Annotated in this window: 17 protein-coding genes; 6 read left to right on the top strand and 11 right to left on the bottom strand. The window is 72.2% G+C overall.

Going from position 1 to position 18,021, the window contains the following annotated elements:
- Window positions 1-238: 238 nt before the first annotated feature.
- The 9 genes from LGI35_RS17330 to LGI35_RS17290 all read right to left on the bottom strand — a co-directional run bounded on the left by LGI35_RS17330 (window position 239) and on the right by LGI35_RS17290 (window position 8,534).
- On the bottom strand, window positions 239-724 hold the full coding sequence (locus LGI35_RS17330) for a hypothetical protein (RefSeq protein ID WP_227294709.1): 486 nt from the start codon (window positions 722-724) through the stop codon (window positions 239-241).
- Window positions 721-1,233, bottom strand: a complete 513-nt coding sequence (locus LGI35_RS17325) for an RNA polymerase sigma factor (RefSeq protein WP_376597824.1) — start codon at window positions 1,231-1,233, stop codon at window positions 721-723. The genes LGI35_RS17330 and LGI35_RS17325 overlap by 4 nt, the downstream gene beginning before the upstream one ends.
- Window positions 1,223-1,687, bottom strand: coding sequence for a DUF3995 domain-containing protein (locus LGI35_RS17320; protein WP_227294707.1), 465 nt, complete (start codon window positions 1,685-1,687; stop codon window positions 1,223-1,225). Before LGI35_RS17320 ends, LGI35_RS17325 begins: the two co-directional genes overlap by 11 nt.
- Before the next feature lie 154 nt (window positions 1,688-1,841).
- Window positions 1,842-2,810, bottom strand: coding sequence for an N-acetylglucosamine kinase (locus tag LGI35_RS17315; protein WP_227294706.1), 969 nt, complete (start codon window positions 2,808-2,810; stop codon window positions 1,842-1,844).
- Window positions 2,807-4,072, bottom strand: coding sequence for a 6-phospho-beta-glucosidase (locus LGI35_RS17310; protein WP_227294705.1), 1,266 nt, complete (start codon window positions 4,070-4,072; stop codon window positions 2,807-2,809). Before LGI35_RS17310 ends, LGI35_RS17315 begins: the two co-directional genes overlap by 4 nt.
- 8 nt (window positions 4,073-4,080) lie before the next feature.
- The gene (locus tag LGI35_RS17305; RefSeq protein ID WP_227294704.1) at window positions 4,081-4,992 is read right to left on the bottom strand and encodes a carbohydrate ABC transporter permease; all 912 of its coding nucleotides are present in this window, start codon (window positions 4,990-4,992) and stop codon (window positions 4,081-4,083) included.
- Between the two features lie 5 nt (window positions 4,993-4,997).
- Window positions 4,998-5,933: a carbohydrate ABC transporter permease gene (locus tag LGI35_RS17300; RefSeq protein WP_227294703.1), complete on the bottom strand. Its 936-nt coding sequence runs from the start codon at window positions 5,931-5,933 to the stop codon at window positions 4,998-5,000.
- A gap of 17 nt (window positions 5,934-5,950) precedes the next feature.
- A complete protein-coding gene (locus LGI35_RS17295) occupies window positions 5,951-7,288 on the bottom strand; it encodes an ABC transporter substrate-binding protein (protein WP_227294702.1) in 1,338 nt (445 codons plus the stop codon).
- 67 nt (window positions 7,289-7,355) lie between these two features.
- A complete protein-coding gene (locus LGI35_RS17290) occupies window positions 7,356-8,534 on the bottom strand; it encodes an ROK family transcriptional regulator (protein ID WP_227294701.1) in 1,179 nt (392 codons plus the stop codon).
- Between the two features lie 190 nt (window positions 8,535-8,724).
- Here LGI35_RS17290 and LGI35_RS17285 point away from each other — a divergent pair, with 190 nt between their 5' ends.
- From LGI35_RS17285 to LGI35_RS17265, 5 genes are read left to right on the top strand one after another with little or no spacing between them, the layout of a single operon-like run.
- Window positions 8,725-9,285 (top strand): RNA polymerase sigma factor, encoded by a 561-nt coding sequence (locus tag LGI35_RS17285; protein ID WP_227294700.1) that lies wholly within the window; start codon window positions 8,725-8,727, stop codon window positions 9,283-9,285.
- Window positions 9,282-10,241 (top strand): zf-HC2 domain-containing protein, encoded by a 960-nt coding sequence (locus LGI35_RS17280; RefSeq protein WP_227294699.1) that lies wholly within the window; start codon window positions 9,282-9,284, stop codon window positions 10,239-10,241. Before LGI35_RS17285 ends, LGI35_RS17280 begins: the two co-directional genes overlap by 4 nt.
- Window positions 10,238-11,014 (top strand): ABC transporter ATP-binding protein, encoded by a 777-nt coding sequence (locus tag LGI35_RS17275; protein WP_227294698.1) that lies wholly within the window; start codon window positions 10,238-10,240, stop codon window positions 11,012-11,014. The genes LGI35_RS17280 and LGI35_RS17275 overlap by 4 nt, the downstream gene beginning before the upstream one ends.
- Complete coding sequence (locus LGI35_RS17270) at window positions 11,011-12,378, top strand: hypothetical protein (RefSeq protein ID WP_227294697.1); 1,368 nt, start codon at window positions 11,011-11,013, stop codon at window positions 12,376-12,378. The genes LGI35_RS17275 and LGI35_RS17270 overlap by 4 nt, the downstream gene beginning before the upstream one ends.
- Window positions 12,375-12,971, top strand: a complete 597-nt coding sequence (locus LGI35_RS17265; RefSeq protein ID WP_227294696.1) for a hypothetical protein — start codon at window positions 12,375-12,377, stop codon at window positions 12,969-12,971. The genes LGI35_RS17270 and LGI35_RS17265 overlap by 4 nt, the downstream gene beginning before the upstream one ends.
- Window positions 12,972-13,048: 77 nt before the next feature.
- Here the strand turns inward: LGI35_RS17265 and LGI35_RS17260 are convergent, their stop codons facing one another.
- On the bottom strand, window positions 13,049-13,585 hold the full coding sequence (locus LGI35_RS17260) for an HNH endonuclease (protein WP_100594167.1): 537 nt from the start codon (window positions 13,583-13,585) through the stop codon (window positions 13,049-13,051).
- A 259-nt stretch (window positions 13,586-13,844) separates the two neighbouring features.
- On the opposite strand from LGI35_RS17260, the gene LGI35_RS17255 reads away from it, so the two are divergent.
- The gene (locus LGI35_RS17255; RefSeq protein WP_227294695.1) at window positions 13,845-14,906 is read left to right on the top strand and encodes a mechanosensitive ion channel family protein; all 1,062 of its coding nucleotides are present in this window, start codon (window positions 13,845-13,847) and stop codon (window positions 14,904-14,906) included.
- Window positions 14,907-14,936: 30 nt separating this feature from the next.
- Here the strand turns inward: LGI35_RS17255 and LGI35_RS17250 are convergent, their stop codons facing one another.
- Window positions 14,937-17,912 (bottom strand): glycoside hydrolase family 84 protein, encoded by a 2,976-nt coding sequence (locus tag LGI35_RS17250; RefSeq protein ID WP_227294694.1) that lies wholly within the window; start codon window positions 17,910-17,912, stop codon window positions 14,937-14,939.
- Window positions 17,913-18,021 lie beyond the last annotated feature (109 nt).

Here is an 18,021-nt window from a genome sequence, read left to right as displayed (position 1 = left end):
TCACTCGACCTCCCCCATGGTCATCGGTCCGTCACTTCCGTCCGGCGTGCGGGGAGCGCGGGCGAAGGTGCACGGCCGCAAGTATTGCCGCAGGGACTGACATCCGCACAGCCATTGACTGGATCTTGTTCGGATTCCCGCGCGAACACACCACGCCGAACGCCCCCGCGCGCACCGTCGTGCGACCCCGCTCTTGAACACGTGAGGCGCATCCGATCGGTTCCCTCCGCTCGTGCCGTCACAGCAGGGCGGTGAGCCGCTCCAGGCTGCGGCGGCCCTCGACGCGTACGCCCAGCGGCACCAGCGCGGCCCGCCCCGGCACCCGCACCCCGCCGGTGAACGCGACGCGGGTCCCGTCCCCGTCGGGCGCCGCCGCGACCCCCACCAGCAGGAACCGGCTCTGCAGCCAGCACCAGCCCGGCCGGTGCACCCCGCGCAGGCGGGCCCGCATCCCGTACTTGCTGATGGCCAGGGCCTCCACGCGCTCCCCGTCGCGGCGCAGCACCCGCAGCCCTCTCATATCGGGGGTGATCCGTCCGAACTCGCCCTCCAGATCGCCCAGAAGGGCCCACACGCGCGCGTACGGAGCGTCGACGCGCCCCTCGGTGACATGGGCGCCGCCGATGCCGGACGCGAGGGCGTGCAGCCTGCGTACGGGGTCGAGATCGGCCCGGGGCCACTGCGGCGGCTGGGGTGGTTGGGGCGGCCGATGCGGCTGCGTCATGAGGTCCACGCCTTCCGGAAGGTGTCACGGGCCCGGGACAGCCGGGACTTGACCGTGCCGACGCGCACGCCGAGCAGCTCGGCGGCCGCCCGTTCGTCGAGGCCCTCCACGTCCCGCAGGACGAGCACCGCGCGGTGCTCGGGGGAGAGCCGGTCCAGTACATCCCTTATGTCTGCGGCGAGTTGGGGGTCGCCGCGCGCGGGCAGAGCGCTCAGGTCGGCGGGCACGGCCCGTGCCGAGCGCCGCGCGACGCGGACCGCCTCGCGCACGGCGATGGCCCGGGCCCAGCCGCGCACCGCCGCCGGGTCCTTGAGGGAGCGCAGCGAACGGAACACGGCGACCAGTGCCTCCTGGGCCGCGTCCGCACCCTGGTCAAGTGCGATGGGGCCGCAGATCCGCCCCACGTAGGGAGCGAGTTCGTCGAGGAGTCGCGCCATGGCGAGGGTGTCGCCGCGCTGAGCCGCCCGCACGAGACGTACGGTCGCGGCCCTTTCGTCGTCATCGGACACGTACGGCATCTTCCCTGTGCTCGACGAGCACCGGCCGCGCGACCCTGACGGCGGCCGTCGCGAGCACCGCGCAAAGCGGCGTGTAGGCGCCCAGGTTGAGCCAGTAGAACGCGGTGCCAGGGCCCTTGGTGAAGAGCCAGTAGATCCCCGCGAGGCCCCGCAGCGACAGGCCGGCGGCAACCGCCCACGTGCCGAGGCGCAGCAGGGCGTGCGGGCGGTCCAGGCGCGCCCGTGCCACGACGACACCGCTCGCCGAGAACAGGACGGTGGCGAGCGGCAGCAGAACGGGCGGGGTGAAAGGCACGTCCGCGCCCAGGACGGCGTACGACAGGCTCGTCACGTCGCGCGCGGGCCAGGTCGATCCGGTCGACCAGCAGAGGTGCAGCAGGCCGTCGCAGCTCAGTACGGAGGCGATGAGCGCGGCGGCGCGGCGGGCGGTGCGGTCGGTGGGCATGGGCGCGTCCTCCGGAGGGTGCGATGAGTGACCGTCACCCTCCAGAGGACGTGTTCCGGCGAAACGTTCCCTGCCACTTTTCCGGCGGACCTTCCCCCGGGGAGTCGGGATCGGGAGTCGGGGTCGGGGGCCGGGATCGGCTCGGCCCCCGAGCTCACCCCCCGAAGTGCGCCCGCACGCGCGCGTGCACGTTCTCGTCCGCCCCCACGGCGTCGAGGCCGAGCAGTGCCGCGCCCAGGACGGGCCGGGCGGTGACCACGCGCGGTACCGCCTTCGGGGCGCGCGCGGTGAGCATCTCCCGTATCCGGTCGTCGAGTTGGGGATGGCGCGCGGCGAGCACCGAGCCGCCCAGGAGCACGGGGGTCTCCTCGTCGAGCAGGCCGAGCCGGTCCAGGGCCACCACGGACATGGCCACGACCTCGTCGCCCATGCGGTCGATCAGGTCGCGGGCCACCGGGTCGCCGTCCGCCGCCGTCGCGAAGAGCACCGGCGTCAGCTCGTGCCGTCGCTGCACCGGGATGCGCTCCAGGTGCAGCGCCTCGATCAGGGCGTACATGGAGGGCAGCCCGAAGTGCGCGGGCAGGGAGCGCATCAGGGCGGTCGCCTCGCCACGGCCGTCCTCGGCGCGCGCCGCGTACCAGAGGGCCTCCTCGGCGAGGCCGCCGCCACCGCCCCAGTCGCCGGAGATCTTGCCGATCGCGGGGAAGCGGGCGGTGCGCCCGTCCGGCAGCATCCCGGCGCAGTTGATGCCGGCGCCGCACACGACAGCGACGCCGCGCGGCTCGGAGTCCTGGAGGAGCCCGGCGCGCAGGACGGCGAAGGTGTCGTTGCGTACGTCGACGGAGGCGGCCCAGCCACGGGTGCGCAGCTCCGCCGCCAACTCCCGTTCCTCGACCGGGAGATCGGCGTTGGCGAGGCACGCGGAGACGTGTCCCACCGTGTTCGTGCCCGCCTCGGCGAGCGCACGGTCGACGGCCTCGGCGAGCACGTCGACGGCGGCCTCGACGCCCACCTTGGGCGGCTGGAACCCGCCGCCGCGGGCCGCGCCGACGACGGTGCCGTCGGCCTCGACCACCGCGACGTCGGTCTTGCTGTTCCCCGCATCGATGGCAAGGACGGTCATGCCCACGCGAGGTGCTCCCGGTTGTGCGCGATCAGCTGGTCGGTGAGCTGCTCGGCGTACTCGTACTGGCCCACCAGGGGGTGGGAGAGAAGTGCCTTGAAGACGCGGTCGCGGCCGCCCCTGAGAGCCGCCTCGAGCGCCAGGTCCTCGTACGTCGTCACGTTGGCGATGAGGCCCGCGTACAGCGGGTCGAGCTGCGCGACCGGCAGCGGGCGCGTGCCCTTGCCGTCCACGGCGGCCTGTACCTCGATGACCGCGTCGTCGGGCAGGAAGGGCAGCGTCCCGTTGTTGTACGTGTTGACGACCTGGTACGGGGAGCCGCCGCCCCCGAGGAGTGACGCCGCCAGATCCACGGCCGCCTCGCTGTAGAAGGCGCCGCCCCGCTTGGCGAGCAGCTCCGGCTTCTCGTCGAGCGTCGGGTCGCCGTACATCTCCAGCAGCTCTCGCTCCATCGTGGCCACTTGGGAGGCGCGCGACGGCTTCGTGCGCATCTCCCGTACGACCGCGTCGTGCTGGTAGTAGTAGCGCAGGTAGTAGGAGGGCACGACCCCGAGGCGGTCCACGATCGCGCGCGGCATGTGCAGGTCCTCGGCGACGGCGTCGCCGTGCTCGCCGAGCAGGCGCGGCAGCACGTTCTCGCCGTCCGGGCCGCCGAGGCGGACACCCAGCTCCCAGGTGAGGTGGTTGAGGCCGACGTGATCGAGGTGGACCTGCGAGGGCGTCACGTCGAGCAGCCGCGCGAACTTCCGCTGGAAGCCGATCGCGACGTTGCACAGACCGACGGCCTTGTGCCCGGCCTGGAGGAGCGCGCGGGTCACGATGCCGACCGGGTTGGTGAAGTCGATGATCCAGGCGTTCGGGTTCGCGCGGCGCACCCGCTCGGCGATGTCGAGGACCACCGGCACGGTGCGGAGCGCCTTCGCGAGGCCGCCCGCACCGGTCGTCTCCTGGCCGACGCAGCCGCAGTCCAACGGCCAGGTCTCGTCCTGGTTGCGGGCGGCCTGACCGCCGACGCGCAACTGGAGCAGCACGGCGTCGGCGTCCGCGACGCCCGCGTCCACGTCGGAGGTGGTGACGATGCGGCCCGGGTGGCCCTGCTTGGCGAAGATGCGCCGCGCGAGGCCGCCGACCAGTGCGAGCCGGTCGGCCGCCGGGTCGACGAGCACCAGCTCCTCGATCGGCAGGGTGTCCCTCAGCCGCGCGAATCCGTCGATGAGTTCGGGGGTGTAGGTCGACCCTCCGCCGACCACTGCGAGCTTCATATCGGTTCTCAGCCCTTTACTCCGGTGAGGGTGACGCCTTCGACGAAGGCCTTCTGTGCGAAGAAGAAGACGATGCAGACCGGCGCCATCACGAGGAGTGTCGCGGCCATCGTCAGGTTCCAGTTGACGCTGTGTGCGGACTTGAAGGACTCGAGGCCGTACGACAGCGTCCAGGACGCCGGGTTCTGGGCCGCGTAGATCTGCGGTCCGAAGTAGTCGTTCCAGCAGTAGAAGAACTGGAACAGCGCGATCGCGGCGATACCGGGCTTGGCCATCGGCACGATGATCTTCAGCAGGGTCCGCAGCTCACCGCAGCCGTCGACCTTCGCCGACTCGATGTACTCCTTCGGGATCGTCAGGAGGAACTGACGGAGCAGGAAGATCGAGTACGCGTCGCCGAACGCCATCGGGATGATCAGCGGCCACAGCGTGCCCGACAGATGGAACTGCTGGGCCCACACCAGGTACATCGGGATCACGATGACCTGCGGCGGCAGCATCATCGTCGAGATGACGAGGATCATCGCCGTCCGGCGCCCGCGGAAGCGGAACTTGGCGAGCGCGTAGGCGACGGGGATCGCCGAGCACACGGTGAGCAGCGTCCCGAGGCCCGCGTAGAGCAGGGAGTTCTTCCACCAGTCGAGGAAGCCGTCGGTCTCGAAGACGGCCTTGTAGTTCTCCCAGTGCCAGGAGTCCGGCCACAGGTCGCCGCTCATCGCCTGGCTGTCGCTCATCACGGACGTCAGGAAGACGAACACGAACGGCAGGATGAACAGCAGCGCGACGGCGATCGCGACGCTGTGCACGGCGATCCAGTGCAGGACGCGCTTGCGGCGGGCGCGTGCGGCGGCGGGGCCGGGCTCACGCGAGGCGTCCGCGGGAGCCGCGGTCGGTACGGGGCTGAGTGTCGTAGACGTCATCTTGATCAGTCCTCCGCCGCGAGCAGGCCCGAGCGCTTGCGCATGAGCAGCATGGTCACGGCCATGGCGATGGCGAAGAGCACGAGCGAGAGGACGCACGCCGCGCCGGTGTTGAAGTTCTGGAAGCCCATCGAGTAGACGAGCTGCGGGACGGTGAGCGTCGAGTGGTCCGGGTAGCCGGGCTGGATGACGCTGCCGGGGCCGATGGAGACGCCGGAGGCGATCTTTCCGGCGACCAGGGCCTGCGTGTAGTACTGCATCGTCTGTACGACGCCGGTGACGACGGCGAACATGACGATCGGAGTGATCGACGGCCAGGTCACGTACCGGAACTTCGACCAGGCGCCCGCGCCGTCCAGCTCCGCGGCCTCGTACTGCTCCTTGGGCACGTCGAGCAGCGCGGCCATGAAGATCACCATCAGGTCGCCGATGCCCCACAGCGAGAGCATCACCAGGGACGGCTTGGCCCAGTTGGCGTCGTTGAACCAGTTCGGTCCGGTGATGCCGACGTGCGCGAGGACCTCGTTGACCGGTCCCGTCGACGGGTTGAGCAGGAAGACGAAGGCGACGGTCGCCGCCACCGGTGGGGCCAGGTACGGCAGGTAGAACGCCGTGCGGAAGAAGCCGGCTCCGGTCTTGATCTTCGTGATGAGCAGTCCGAGGGAGAGCCCGAAGACCACCCGCAGGGCGACCATCACGACGACCAGCCACAGTGTGTTCCACAGGGCGGGACCGAACAGCGGCATCTGCTCGAAGACGTACTTCCAGTTCCGCAGGCCCACGAAGTCGGGCTTCTGGATCTGGTTGTAGTGCATGAACGAGAAGTAGACGGTGGCGATCAGCGGGTACGCGAAGAAGGCGCTGAAGCCGATCAGCCAGGGGGAGAGGAAGCCGAGCGTACGCAGTCTGCGCCGCGCGGGATTGGACAGTGTCAGGGCCATGATGGGACTCCCGCTCCTCAGCTCTTCGACTGAAGGGTGTCGGCGTCGATCTGCCGGTCGAGCTCGCGCAACCCCTTCTTGAGGTCGTGGACCTTGCCCGCCTCGACCGAGTACGAGAAGTCCTGCAGCGAGGTCACGTACATGCCGCCGTTGGTGGAGGGCGGCATGACCTGGCTGTACTTGTTCTGCGCGATGCCCAGGAAGGTGCGGAACGTCGGATCGGCGTCCAGCTTCGGCGACTTGAGGGCGGCGAACGTGGACGGCACGTTGTGGATCGCGTTGGCGAAGCTGACGACCTGATCGGTGTCGGAGGTCAGGAACTTCACCAGCTCCCAGGCCGCGTTCTGATGCCTGCTGCTGTGCGCGATGCCCGCGACGGTGCCGGTGAGATAGCCGCGCCCGTACGTCTCGGCCTGGTCGTCGGGGACCGGCAGCGGTGCCACGCCCCAGTCGAAGCCGACCTTGGCCTCGTTCATCATCAGGCCGCGCCACTCGCCGTCGAGGTGCATCGCCAGCTTGCCGCTCATGAACGCGTTCTGCGTGGACATCTCGTCACCGAAGGACGTGCGGAAGCGCTCCAGGGCGTTGTATCCGCCCTGCGCCTCGACGAGCTTGTGGGCGGTGTCGAAGAACTTGTACGTCGACGGGTCCTTCGCGAGCCGCGAGTCGCCCTTGGCGTCGAAGTAGGTGGGGCCCCACTGGGCGAAGAGCCGGTCGGGGCTGTTCTGGTACAGGCGGAAGTTCGGCATGAAACCGACGCGCCGGTAGGAGTTGCCCGCGCGCTTCGTGAGCTTCCTGGCGTCGGCCTCGAACTCGGACATGGTCCGCGGCGGCCGGCTGATGCCCGCCTCCTTGAACGCGTCCTTGTTGTAGTACATCCCGTACGCGTCGGCGAGCAGCGGAAGGGCGCACTGGTCGCCCTCGTAACTCGTGTAGTCCAGCAGGGTCTTGGGGAAGACCTTCGACTTGTCCAGGCCGCTCTTGCGCATGAACGGGTCGAGGTCCGCCCACATCCCGGAGTCGCAGTACTGGCCGACGTTGTTGGTGGTGAACGAGGTCACCACGTCGGGTGCCTCGTCGCCGCCGGCCCGCAGTGCCTGGTTGATGGTGGCGTCCGTGACGTTCCCGGTGGACTCCACCCTGATGTTCGGGTGGAGCTTCTCGAAGCGGGCGATCGAGTTGTTGATCGCCTTCACCTCGCCGGGAGCCGACCAGCCGTGCCAGAACTTCAGCGTCACGGGCTTCGTCGGGTCGTCGTCGGCGCTGCCGACGCTCGGGTTGGCGCAGCCGGACAGCAACAGTCCGGCCGCGGCGAGCGCCATGGGCGCACGCAGGGGAATACGCCATCGCGGCATGGCGAACGTCCTTATTCTGTACGGGAGTTGGAGGGAGGTGCGAGAGAGGGAGGGGAAGAGGTGGGGGTCAGACGTGGCTGGTGTCGAAGACGATGTCGCGGGCCTGGGTGAGCGCCGAGCGCAGGGCACCGGTGAGGATCGGGTCGTCGTCGAGATCGCTGATGCGCAGCTGGGGCCGCGGCAGGGCGAGCCCGGTGAGTTCGCGTTCGACGCGGACGCGCAGCGCCTCGCCGCCGGCCTGGGCCACCTGGCCCGACAGGACGACGAGTTCGGGGTCGACGACGGCGACGACGGCGGCGAGCCCGGTGGCCAGGCGGCGGGCCACCTCGTCGAGCACGGCGGGGTCGGCGAGGGCCTCGCCGAGGTCCTTGGCGCCCCCGGCCAGCAGCCGCACGGCGGGCGCGGCGACCAGACTCTGGAACCCGCCCCCCGCGTCCTCGCCGGCGATCTCCTCCTCGCCGCCGCGCGCCAGCGGGGCGCCGGGCAGCGGCATGTAGCCGATCTCGCCCGCGCCGCCGGTCGCGCCCCGCAGGAGCACGCCGCCGAGCACGATCGCCGCGCCGACACCCTCGTCGACGTAGGCCAGCACGAAGTCGTCGTGGTCCTGCGCCGCGCCCTCGTACTGCTCGGCGATGGCGGCGAGATTGACGTCGTTATCGATGGAGACAGGGGTGCCGAGGACCTCGGCGAGCTCGGCGAGCAGGGTGCGCGAGTGCCAGCCCGGCAGGTGCGGGGCGTACCGGAGCTGTCCGGTGTGCGGGTCGATGGCGCCGGGGGTGCCGATCACGGTGGCCGTGATGTCGGCGTGGCCGAGTCCGGCCATCCGCAGGGCGCCGTCGAAGGCCTCGGCGACGAGCTGGGCGGTGCGGTTGCGCACGTCGTCGGCGACGGCGACGGCCTCGATACGGCAGCGGCCGCGTTCGGCTCCGGCGATGTCGGCGACCACGGCGGTGATCCCGGTGGGGTCCGCGGAGACGGCCACGATGTGGGCGGCGCCGGGGTTGATCTCGTACAGCACGGCGTTCGGTCCGGGCCGGCCGGTCTGGCTGCCCGTGGTGCGCACCAGGCCCACCGCTTCCAGCCGGCTGAGCAACTGGGAGGTGGTGGGCTTGGACAGACCCGTCAGCTCCCCGATCCGGGTGCGGGTCAGCGGGCCGTGCGCGACGAGGAGGTCGAGGGCCGCCCGGTCGTTCATGGCGCGCAGGACGCTCGGGGTACCGGGCGTTCCCGGGGTCGTACCGGCCATGACGCCTGCCTCCTCGGAGCACTGTTAGGAAGGTTTCCTATTGATGTGCGAGGAAGGTAAGCCGTGGGTGAAGGCGGCGTCAATAGGGTGCGGCCGGGCGGTGGCCAAGTCGTTGTCTCCATCGAGCCCGCCCCCGTGAACCGAAGTGGCACGCACCGTCGATAGAGGGGTTGTGAGACTGTTCCGCCCCATGGGGGGCCAGGGAGACGACGACTCGGACGCGGCGTTGCTGCGCGCCGTCGCCGGCGGGGACTCCGCCGCGATGGCCGTGCTCTACGACCGGCACGCCGGATGGCTGCACGCGCGGCTCAGCCGGCGGTGCGCGGATCCCGAAGTCGTCCGCGAAGTACTGCAGGACACCTTCGTCACCGTGTGGCGCTCCGCCGCCTCGCACCGGGGCGCGGAGGCCGGCGGCTGGCTCTGGGTGATCGCCGCCCGCAGGCTCGTCGACGCACGACGGGTCCAGGAACGGACCGAACAGATCGCCTACGCGCCCACGGCCGACGTCCCCTCCGTGGAGGAGCACGTGCTCGACGGGCTGGAGTACGGCGACGTGGGCACCGCGCTCGGCCGCATCTCACCCGAGTTGCGCGAAGTGCTGCGTGCCACGGTCGTCGACGGTCTGACCACCCGTGAGGCCGCCCGCCTGCTCGGCATACCGGAAGGCACCGTGAAGACCCGGGCGATGCGGGCGCGGCGTGAACTGCGCATCGCGCTGGGCCAGTTGACGCCGATGGGAGGAACCGCATGAGCGGCGAACGGCACGGATCGGCCTGGCACGTCGGCGAGGAACTCGCCGCGCGCTACGCGGACGGGCTCCTGACCGAGACGGACGACTGGTCCGTGGAGAAGCATCTGGAGAGCTGCGGGGCGTGCGCCTCGCGGGTGTCCCGGGCGGTACGGGCCGGGACCGCCGGGGCCGAACTGGCGGAGATCCGCGCGGCCGTGCTCGGGGACATCCGCGCGGCGTCGCCGGCCGGCGTCAAGGAGGCCGCGTCACCACGGGCCCACTCGCTGCCGACGGGGACCCGGCGCCCGCGGCGCGGGCGACTCCTGTGGGCCGCCGGACCGGCGCTGCGCGGCCCCTGGACCCTGGCCCTGCTGCTCGTCGCCGCGGGGGCCGTCGGGCTGGGGAAGGCCGGAGGGTACGAAGCCGCCCGGCCTCTGCTGCTCGCCCTGGCCCCCGTGCTGCCGGTCGCCGGGATCGCCCTGTCCTACGGGCGGCACGCGGACCCGGCGTACGAGCTCGCCGCCACCTCACCGTCGGGGGGACTGCGGCTGCTCCTGACGCGCGCGGCCGCCGTCCTCGCCGTCTGCGTCCCGCTGCTCACCGTGGCGGGGCTCCTGCTGCCCGGCACGTTGAGCGCGGGCCACGGCGGGCCCGTCCCGTACGAGACGCGGGTGCCCGGCGCCGCCGCCTGGCTGCTGCCGGGACTGGCCCTGACCCTCGCGTCGCTGGCGCTCACCGCGTTCCTCGGCTGCCGCACCGCGACCCTCCTCGTCGGCGGCGGCTGGCTGCTCGCGCTCGTGGTGCCCACGGTCGCCGGTGGCGACGGTCCCGGCCGCCTCACGGAACGGCTCACCGAACAGATCTCCCTCTACTTCGACGGAGCGGCGGCACAAACGGGCTGGGCGGCCGCCATAGCGCTGTCCGGCGCCGTCCTCGCCGTCCGCCGCTCCTCATACGACCACTTGGAGAAGGCGTGAGCACGATTCGAGTGACCGGACTGACCGTCCGTCACCGCAAGACCCCGGCCCCCGCGCTCGACGAAGTCGACCTCGGTTTCGGCCCCGGCGTCCACGGGCTCCTCGGCCCGAACGGCGCGGGCAAGACCTCCCTCATCCGGGTGCTCGCCACCGTCGCCGAACCCACCGGCGGCCGGGTGGAGATGCTCGGCGGCGACCTGCGCAAGCCGCGCGAGCGCAGCGCGGCCCGCCGCCGACTCGGTTATCTGCCGCAGCACTTCGGCTACTACCCCGGCTTCACCGTGCGCGAGTTCGTCGCGTACGTCGCCTGGCTGAAGGAGATGCCCGCCGCGCTCACGCCCGACGCGGTCGAGCGGGCCGTCGAGCGCGTCGGCCTGACGGACCGCATCGACGCGAAGATCAAGAACCTGTCGGGCGGCATGGTGCGCCGCGTCGGCATCGCGCAGGCCATCGTGAACGACCCGTTGGTGCTCCTCCTCGACGAGCCGACCGCCGGCCTCGACCCCGAGCAGCGGGTCGAATTCCGTTCACTGTTGCGTGAGTTGGGGCTGGGGGCCACCGTCATCGTGTCCACCCATCTCGTGGAGGACGTCGCGGCGGCCTGCACCCAGGTGACGCTGATCGAGGCCGGCCGGATCGCCTACCGCGGCACCCCCGGCTCCCTCGCCGCCCTCGGCGCGGACGGCGACGAAGCCGACGGCAACGCCACCGAACGCGGCTACACGGCCGCCCTCCGGGGCCATCGCGCGGCCGCGGCCGGAGCGGGCCGATGACCACAGACGTCCAGGCACCCGTCACCGCCCCACCGGCGCCGAAGGCACCCGGCCGCCCCCGCCACCCCCTGCGCGCCGAACTGCTGCGCGGCTTCGCCCCCTGGTCCGGACTCGCCGCACTGCTCAGCGTGGGCGGCCTCATGGCGTCCAAAGCAGCCCAGTGGCAGGGCAGCTGGCCCGAGACCATGAGCAACCTGCATCTCGCGGCCGCCGCCCTGGCCGTCCCCCTCGCCCTCGCGGCGGGCGCCTGGCAGGGCGGTCGGGAGCGCCGGACGCGGATGGGCGAGCTGAGGGCGTCGGTGCCCCGGGGCCCGCTGGCACAGTTCCTGGTCTGCGCGCTGCCCGTCGCGCTGTGGGTGACGGCCGGCTACGCCCTCGCGGCAGGCGGCTCCCTGCTGGCCGGCCTGCCCTACACCTCCGCCGGACACCCCCTGCCGCTCGTGCTCCTCGGCGACGCGCTGACGGTCGGCGCGTGCGCGCTGCTCGGGCATGTGGCGGGCCGGACGGTGCCGTGGCGGCTCGCGGCCCCGGTGCTCGCCCTGGGCGGCTACGTCCTCTTCGGCCTCGCCTCCACCGCGGACTCCGCCGTGCGCTTCGTCGGGCCCGCCGGAGGGTTCCCGCTCGGCAGCACCACGGTGCCCGTGTGGTGGCAGCCCCTCGTCTTCGCCCTGTGGGGCGGCGGACTCGCCCTGACGGCCGTCCTCGCGCACGCGGCACGCCGTCGCGGCATCGCCCTCGTTCCCCTCGCGGCCGCACTCGCCGCGGCCACCGTCCTCGTACAGAGCGGGGACTCGATGTGGCAGCGCGACCCGCTGACCCAGCGCCAGGTGTGCGACGACTCCGCTCCGCGCGTCTGCGTCAGCGCCGCCTACCCGGGGATGCTGCCCGAGGTGTCGGACGCCCTCTCGGGGCTCAGGGGCCGCCTCGACGGCGTACAGAACCTGCCGGTCCGCTTCGAGGACCTGCCGGGCAGGCCGCACGAGGACGAGGTCGAGCTGCCGAACCTCACGCCGATCGGCTGGGGTGTGGTGCGCGGTGAGCTGACCGACCCGCAGCAGTACGCGTGGGAGGCCGCGCACAAGCTCGTCCGCGAGGACTGCCCCACGCTGAAGGCGCAGGACGTACGGATCGCCCGGACCGACGAGGCGGTCCTGCGCTGGCTGGCCCCCGACCCGCTGTGGGAGCAGATCCACAGCACCCAGTCCCGCGGCGACAAGGAGCGGCGTGCCGCGTACCGCGCCGACGAGGCGGCCCTGGACCACCTCAAGGCCATGTCCCCCGAGACGCGCCGCACCTGGCTGAGCCGCTACTTCGCGACCGCCCGGGACTGCGCCCCCGACCCGAAGGAGGTCCCGTCACTGTGAGTGCACCCCTGGCTCTCTACGCCCGCTCGCGGGGCCTGCCCCTCACGCTCCTCATGTTCTTGTGCGCGGCGCTCTTCACCCTGTGGGCCGGGACCCAGCAGGACGCGTTCCTCGACCCGTACCGCCGCGTCCCCCTCCTCACCCTGGCCCCGCTGCTCGCCTCCGCCGCGATCGGCACCAGCCTCCACCAGCACGCGGAAGAACTGGACCGCACGGCGGTACGCCCCTGGTGGCGACGGCGGCTGGCCCATCTGCTGGCGCTCACCGCCCTCGCCGCGGCCGTCCTCGCCCTCGCGGTGCCGGGAGACACACACGTCTACGGGGCCCCGGCGATGACCCGCAACGTCCTCGGCGCCACCGGCATCACGGCCCTCGCGGCGGTCGTCATCGGGGCGCGGCTCAGCTGGCTGCCCGCGATGCTGTACTTCTCGACCGTCTATCTGTCGTTCTCGTCACCCCGCATGCGGGAGGCGACGGTCCTGTCCTGGCCCATGCAGACGGGGCCGCAGCGCGGTGCCTGGGCCGCGGCGCTCACGCTGTTCGTGCTCGGCGGCGCGCTCTACGCCCGGCGCGGCGCACGGGCCGGGCACTGAGGCGGGCAACGGTGCGGCCGGTACGTCCTGCGGGGCCCGCAGAACGTACCGGTGAAAACAAGGACCCGGATCGATGGTCAGGCGGAAATGCCTTCGATCCGGGCCAGTGCCTCGTCCGCGCCGAACGGCTGCAAGTACGGCAGCCAGCGCGGATCCCTATGCCCGGTCCCGATGATGCGCCAGGCGAGCCCGGTCGGCGGGGCCGGCTTGTGCCGCAGGCGCCAGCCGATCTCGACCAGGTGACGGTCGGCCTTGACGTGGTTGCAGCGGCGGCAGGACGCGACCACGTTCTCCCACGCGTGCTGGCCGCCGCGGCTCTTGGGAATGACGTGGTCGACGCTGGTTGCGACGCCACCGCAGTACATGCACCGCCCGCCGTCCCTGGCGAACAGCGCCCGCCGGGTCAGAGGAACGGGCCCCCTGTAAGGGACCCGGACGAACCGCTTGAGGCGGACCACGCTGGGCGCGGGGACAGTACAGGTTGCGCTGTGCATATAGGCGCCGGACTCCTCGAGGCACATGGCCTTGTTCTCGAGGACCAGAACGAGCGCGCGGCGGAGCGGTACGACGCCGAGTGGCTCGTACGACGCGTTGAGGACCAGGACATGCGGCACGGATGCCTCCTTGTACGCCGGCGGCGCGTGGCTCGCGCCGGGACGATCTGTAGTCAGTTTCCCCTCATGGCCTGCACAAGCGCCACCATGTCCCGGTAACGGGCTGGGAGTGTTTTCGACCACACACCCTTCATCCCCAGGTGAGGACCGTCTCTCCCTCGAACAAGACAACGATCCACACACAATGCCCCGTTAGTGTGGTGGGTCTGCCCGTAACTTCGCCTTTCGCGGGCGGCCGCTATGCCTGGAGGTTTCAGCCGTGATCTTGTCCGTCCTGTCGGCGTCCGACCCCGCCTCGGATCCGACCACACTCAAGGACGCCCAGGAGCAGGCCACCAACGCAGCCAGCTGGGTCGAGCAGAACTGGTCCACCTGGCTGGGTATCGGCCTGCGCATCCTGCTCATCGTCGTGATCGCAGCGGTTCTGAGAGTGGCGATCCGGCGGGCCATCACCAAGCTCATCGAACGCATGAACCGCACGGCGCAGGCCGTGGACGGCACGGCGCTCGGGGGCCTGCTGGTCAACGTGGAGCGCCGCCGCCAGCGCTCGCACGCCATCGGCAGCGTGCTGCGCTCGGTCGCCTCGTTCGTGATCCTCGGCACAGCCGCCCTGATGATCCTCGGCACGTTCCAGATCAATCTGGCCCCGCTGCTCGCCTCGGCGGGCGTCGCGGGTGTGGCGATCGGCTTCGGCGCCCGCAACCTCGTCACGGACTTCCTGTCCGGCGTCTTCATGATCCTCGAGGACCAGTATGGCGTCGGGGACAGCATCGACGCGGGCGTCGCCTCGGGCGAGGTGATCGAGGTCGGCCTGCGCGTCACCAAGCTGCGGGGCGCCGACGGCGAGATCTGGTACGTCCGCAACGGCGAGGTCAAGCGCATCGGCAACCTCTCGCAGGGCTGGGCCACCGCGAGTGTCGACGTCACCGTCCGCTCGGACGAGGACCTGGTCAAGGTCAAGGAGACCCTGGCCGAGGTCGGCGTCGCCATGAGCAAGGACGAGCCCTGGAACGAGATGCTGTGGGGCCCGGTCGAGGTCCTCGGCCTGGACAGCGTGCTCCTCGACTCCATGGTCGTGGGCGTCTCGGCGAAGACCATGCCCGGCAAGTCCCTCACCGTGCAGCGCGAGCTGCGCTGGCGTATCAAGCTGGCCTTCGACGAGGCCGGGATCCGCATCGTGGGCCGACTGCCCCTGCAGGCCGCCGACGAGGTCGTCGCCGACCCGACGGCCGGCATCTCGGCGCCGTCCGCCTACGCGTCGAGCACGTCCCCGCAGTCCCTCGCGGCGTCCCCGATCACGCCGCCGAACCTGTCGAAGTAACGGCCGCAGGCGTACGCGGGCCCGCTCGCCTCACTCCGCGACCGCGTACGCCTCCACCGACCACAGCGAATAGCCGTACCGCGTGGCCCGCTGGTCGCCCTGGACCCGTACGAATCGGGTGTCGCGGGCGTCCATGCGGACCGACTCGCGGCCTCCCTGGCCGTCCTTCACGGTCGCGGCCGTGCGCCACGACTTCCCGTCGGCGGACGTCTGGATCCGGTAGCCCTTCGCGTACGCGTCCTGCCAGGTCAGCACGACCTGGCCGAGCCGCACCGGCTTCGCCAGTTCGACCTGCCACCAGGCGCCGTCCTCGGCGGGGGACGACCAGCGGGTCTGCGGGTCGCCGTCGCCGGCGGCGGCCGCCGGGAAATCCGCGGTCTCGTCGGCCGAGGACGAGGGCCTGCCCTCCCGGACCAGGTCCGGGCCCGCCGTGCGGGGGTACGCCCGCACCGACACCGTGCGCGTCGTGCCGGCGAAGCTGACCGGGACGTCGTACGTGCCCGCCGGGGTGCCGTCCGGGACGGTGATGTCGACCGGGGCGCTCACCTGCGTGCCGCGCGGGAGCGTCGCCTGGGCGGGCAGCTCCACCTTGATGCCGTGCGGGCCCTTCGCGCGAAGGCGCCCCTCCACGGAGCCGGGCCGCTGCGACGTCAGGCGCGCCGTGACCCGCCGTGCGCCACCGCCGATCTCCGCGTCCAGCTCCGCGCGGGCCAGCTCGAACGAGGCGTCGGGGGAGTCCGCGTACCAGGGGACGACATGGCGCACGGCTCCCTTCTCGGCACCGGTCACGCGGATCGCGTCCGCCCGTACGTCCTTCGGCCTGCGCTCGGTGAACCCGCTGTCCGTGAGCGTGCCGACGGCCTTCCAGCCCTCGCCCGGCACATGGACCTGCACGGTGCCGTGGGTGCCGGGGTCGGCCAGGACCGTCACCGCCGCGAGCCGCCGCGCCCGCGGCAGCTTCGCCTCCCCGTCGCGCGTCGCGTCGGCGCGCCCCGTCCCCGCCCACTCCCTGTACGCCTTCTGCGCCCGGTCGAGGAACGGGTCCAGCACGCCCTTGCCGACGGTGACCTGACGGGACTCCAGACCGGCGCGCCGGCGCTCCAGGAGCCGCGCCTCCCGCCACGCCGCCGCCCCGTCACCGCGGGCCTGCGCGCTGAGCATGTCGACGGCCGTCTCCCCGGCCTCCCCGTAGCGCGCCAACTGGTCGCTCCAGGGCCGCACCTCGGCGTCCACCGGGGTCGACCTGAGCCGCTCCGGCGTCCGCCGCATCACGGTGAACGCGTCCCGCAGTTTCTTCGCCGCCGCCTCGTACCGCGCGCGGTCGGTGACCAGCGTCGTACGGGAGTCCCAGAAGCCGGAGACGACCGGCTTCAGATACGCGGACTCGTCCTCGCCGAGCACGGACGACGCGTCGTTGCCCGCCAGCGCGCCGAGCGCCTCACGGGTGGGCGCGTCACCGCCCGCCAGGTCGTCGATCGCGGCCTTCCAGGACTCCTGGGGGCGGTAGTCGCGCGGGTTCCACGCGTAGTCCGCCGTCGTGAACAGCGGGATGCGGGAGGCCGCGGGCTGCTCCATCGCGTTGGCGAGCAGCGCCGCCGAACCCGTCGCCACCGCGGGCTCGCGGCCCGTGTAGGGACCGAGGAAGATGCGGTCCTGCGCGTAGTCGTTGACCGGGTAGTTGTCCATCGTGACGAGGTCGTGCGCGGACCCGAACGCGGTCCGCGCGCCCGCCAGTTCGCGCCCGGTGATCGTGCGCGGGACCACGCCGACGCCCGTCCACGCCAGCTCGACGGAGTCGTCGAGCCCGCCCGCGAGCGCCCCGCGGTACTCCGTCGACCCGTCCTGGTAGAACTCCGTCGGCATCAGCGACAGCGGCCCCGCACCCGGGTGCCGGGCCGCGAGGTGCCGGGCCACCGCGTTCGCCACGCGCGCCTGCGCCCGCGCCGCCGCCTTCGGCCCCGAGCCGAACGTCCTCGCGTCCGCCTCGCAGTGCCACTCGCTGTACGACACGTCCTGGAACTGCAGCTGGAACGCCCGCACCCCGAGCGCCCACATGGCGTCCAGCTTGCGGTTCAGGGCCCTGACGTCGTCGTCCGACGACATGCACATCGCCTGCCCGGGTGCCACGGCCCAGCTCAGCGTCACGTGGTTGGCGCGTGCCCGCTCGGCGAGCGCCCGGAAGTCCGCGCGCTGGGCGGCCGGATACGTCTCGCGCCACCGCGCCTGCCGGTACAGGTCGTCGCCCGGCGCGTACAGATAGCGGTTCTGCTTGGTGCGCCCCATGAAGTCGAGCTGGTCGAGCCGCTGTTCACGGGTCCACGGGGTCCCGTAGAACCCCTCCGTCATGCCGCGCACGGCCGTACCGGGCCAGTCGCGCACGACGACCCCGGCGACCTTGTGCCCGCTCACCAGCTGCCGGAACGTCTGCACGGCGTGGAACAGACCGTCGTCGCCGACGCCTTCCATGGCGACGGTGTCCCGGCCGTCCGTGTGCCCGACGGCGAGGCGGTACCCGCCGGACGGCAGGTCCTTGCGGGCCGACGCCCCGAGAGCGCCGAGCGCCGCCTCGAGGCCCTGTCCGCGGCCGGGGCGGGCGTCCGCCGCTCCCCAGCCGTCACCGGACGCGGTCCCGGCGGCCACCGAGCCGATCCGCACCACGAGCGCGGGAGCCGCGGGCAGGGGGCTCCCGTCGTCGACCTCGGTGATGTGCCGGGCTCCCGCCCCGCGCAGCACGGTGCGCAGCGCCTCCACCGCGTACCGGTCGGCGCCCCGGCCGGTGACGAGGACGACCTCGTCGGTCACGGTCACGGACTCCGCGCCGGAGGCGGTACGCAGCGACTGCGGCCGGGGCCACACCGCGGGCGTCCCCGTCTCGCTGTCCCGGTCGCCCGTGGAGAGCGGGTGACCGGGAGGGGCCGCCACCGCTCCGGAGGCTCCCCCGAGCGCACTGGCGATGACGGCGGCAGCGATCGCCGCCGCCCCCTTCCTGTGGCGCCGGAGCTGCACGGCTCACTCCTCGTTGGTCTCGGCTCGGTGGTGGGACCGGTCATAGGTGTCCCAGGATGGGAACCGAGCCCACCACTGACCGGGTCGGAGTGTCAACGGGAGTGGCCGT

Origin of the sequence: Streptomyces longhuiensis, from assembly GCF_020616555.1 — a bacterium.
Lineage (GTDB): Bacteria > Actinomycetota > Actinomycetes > Streptomycetales > Streptomycetaceae > Streptomyces > Streptomyces longhuiensis.
This window is presented reverse-complemented; position numbering and strand designations above follow the sequence as displayed.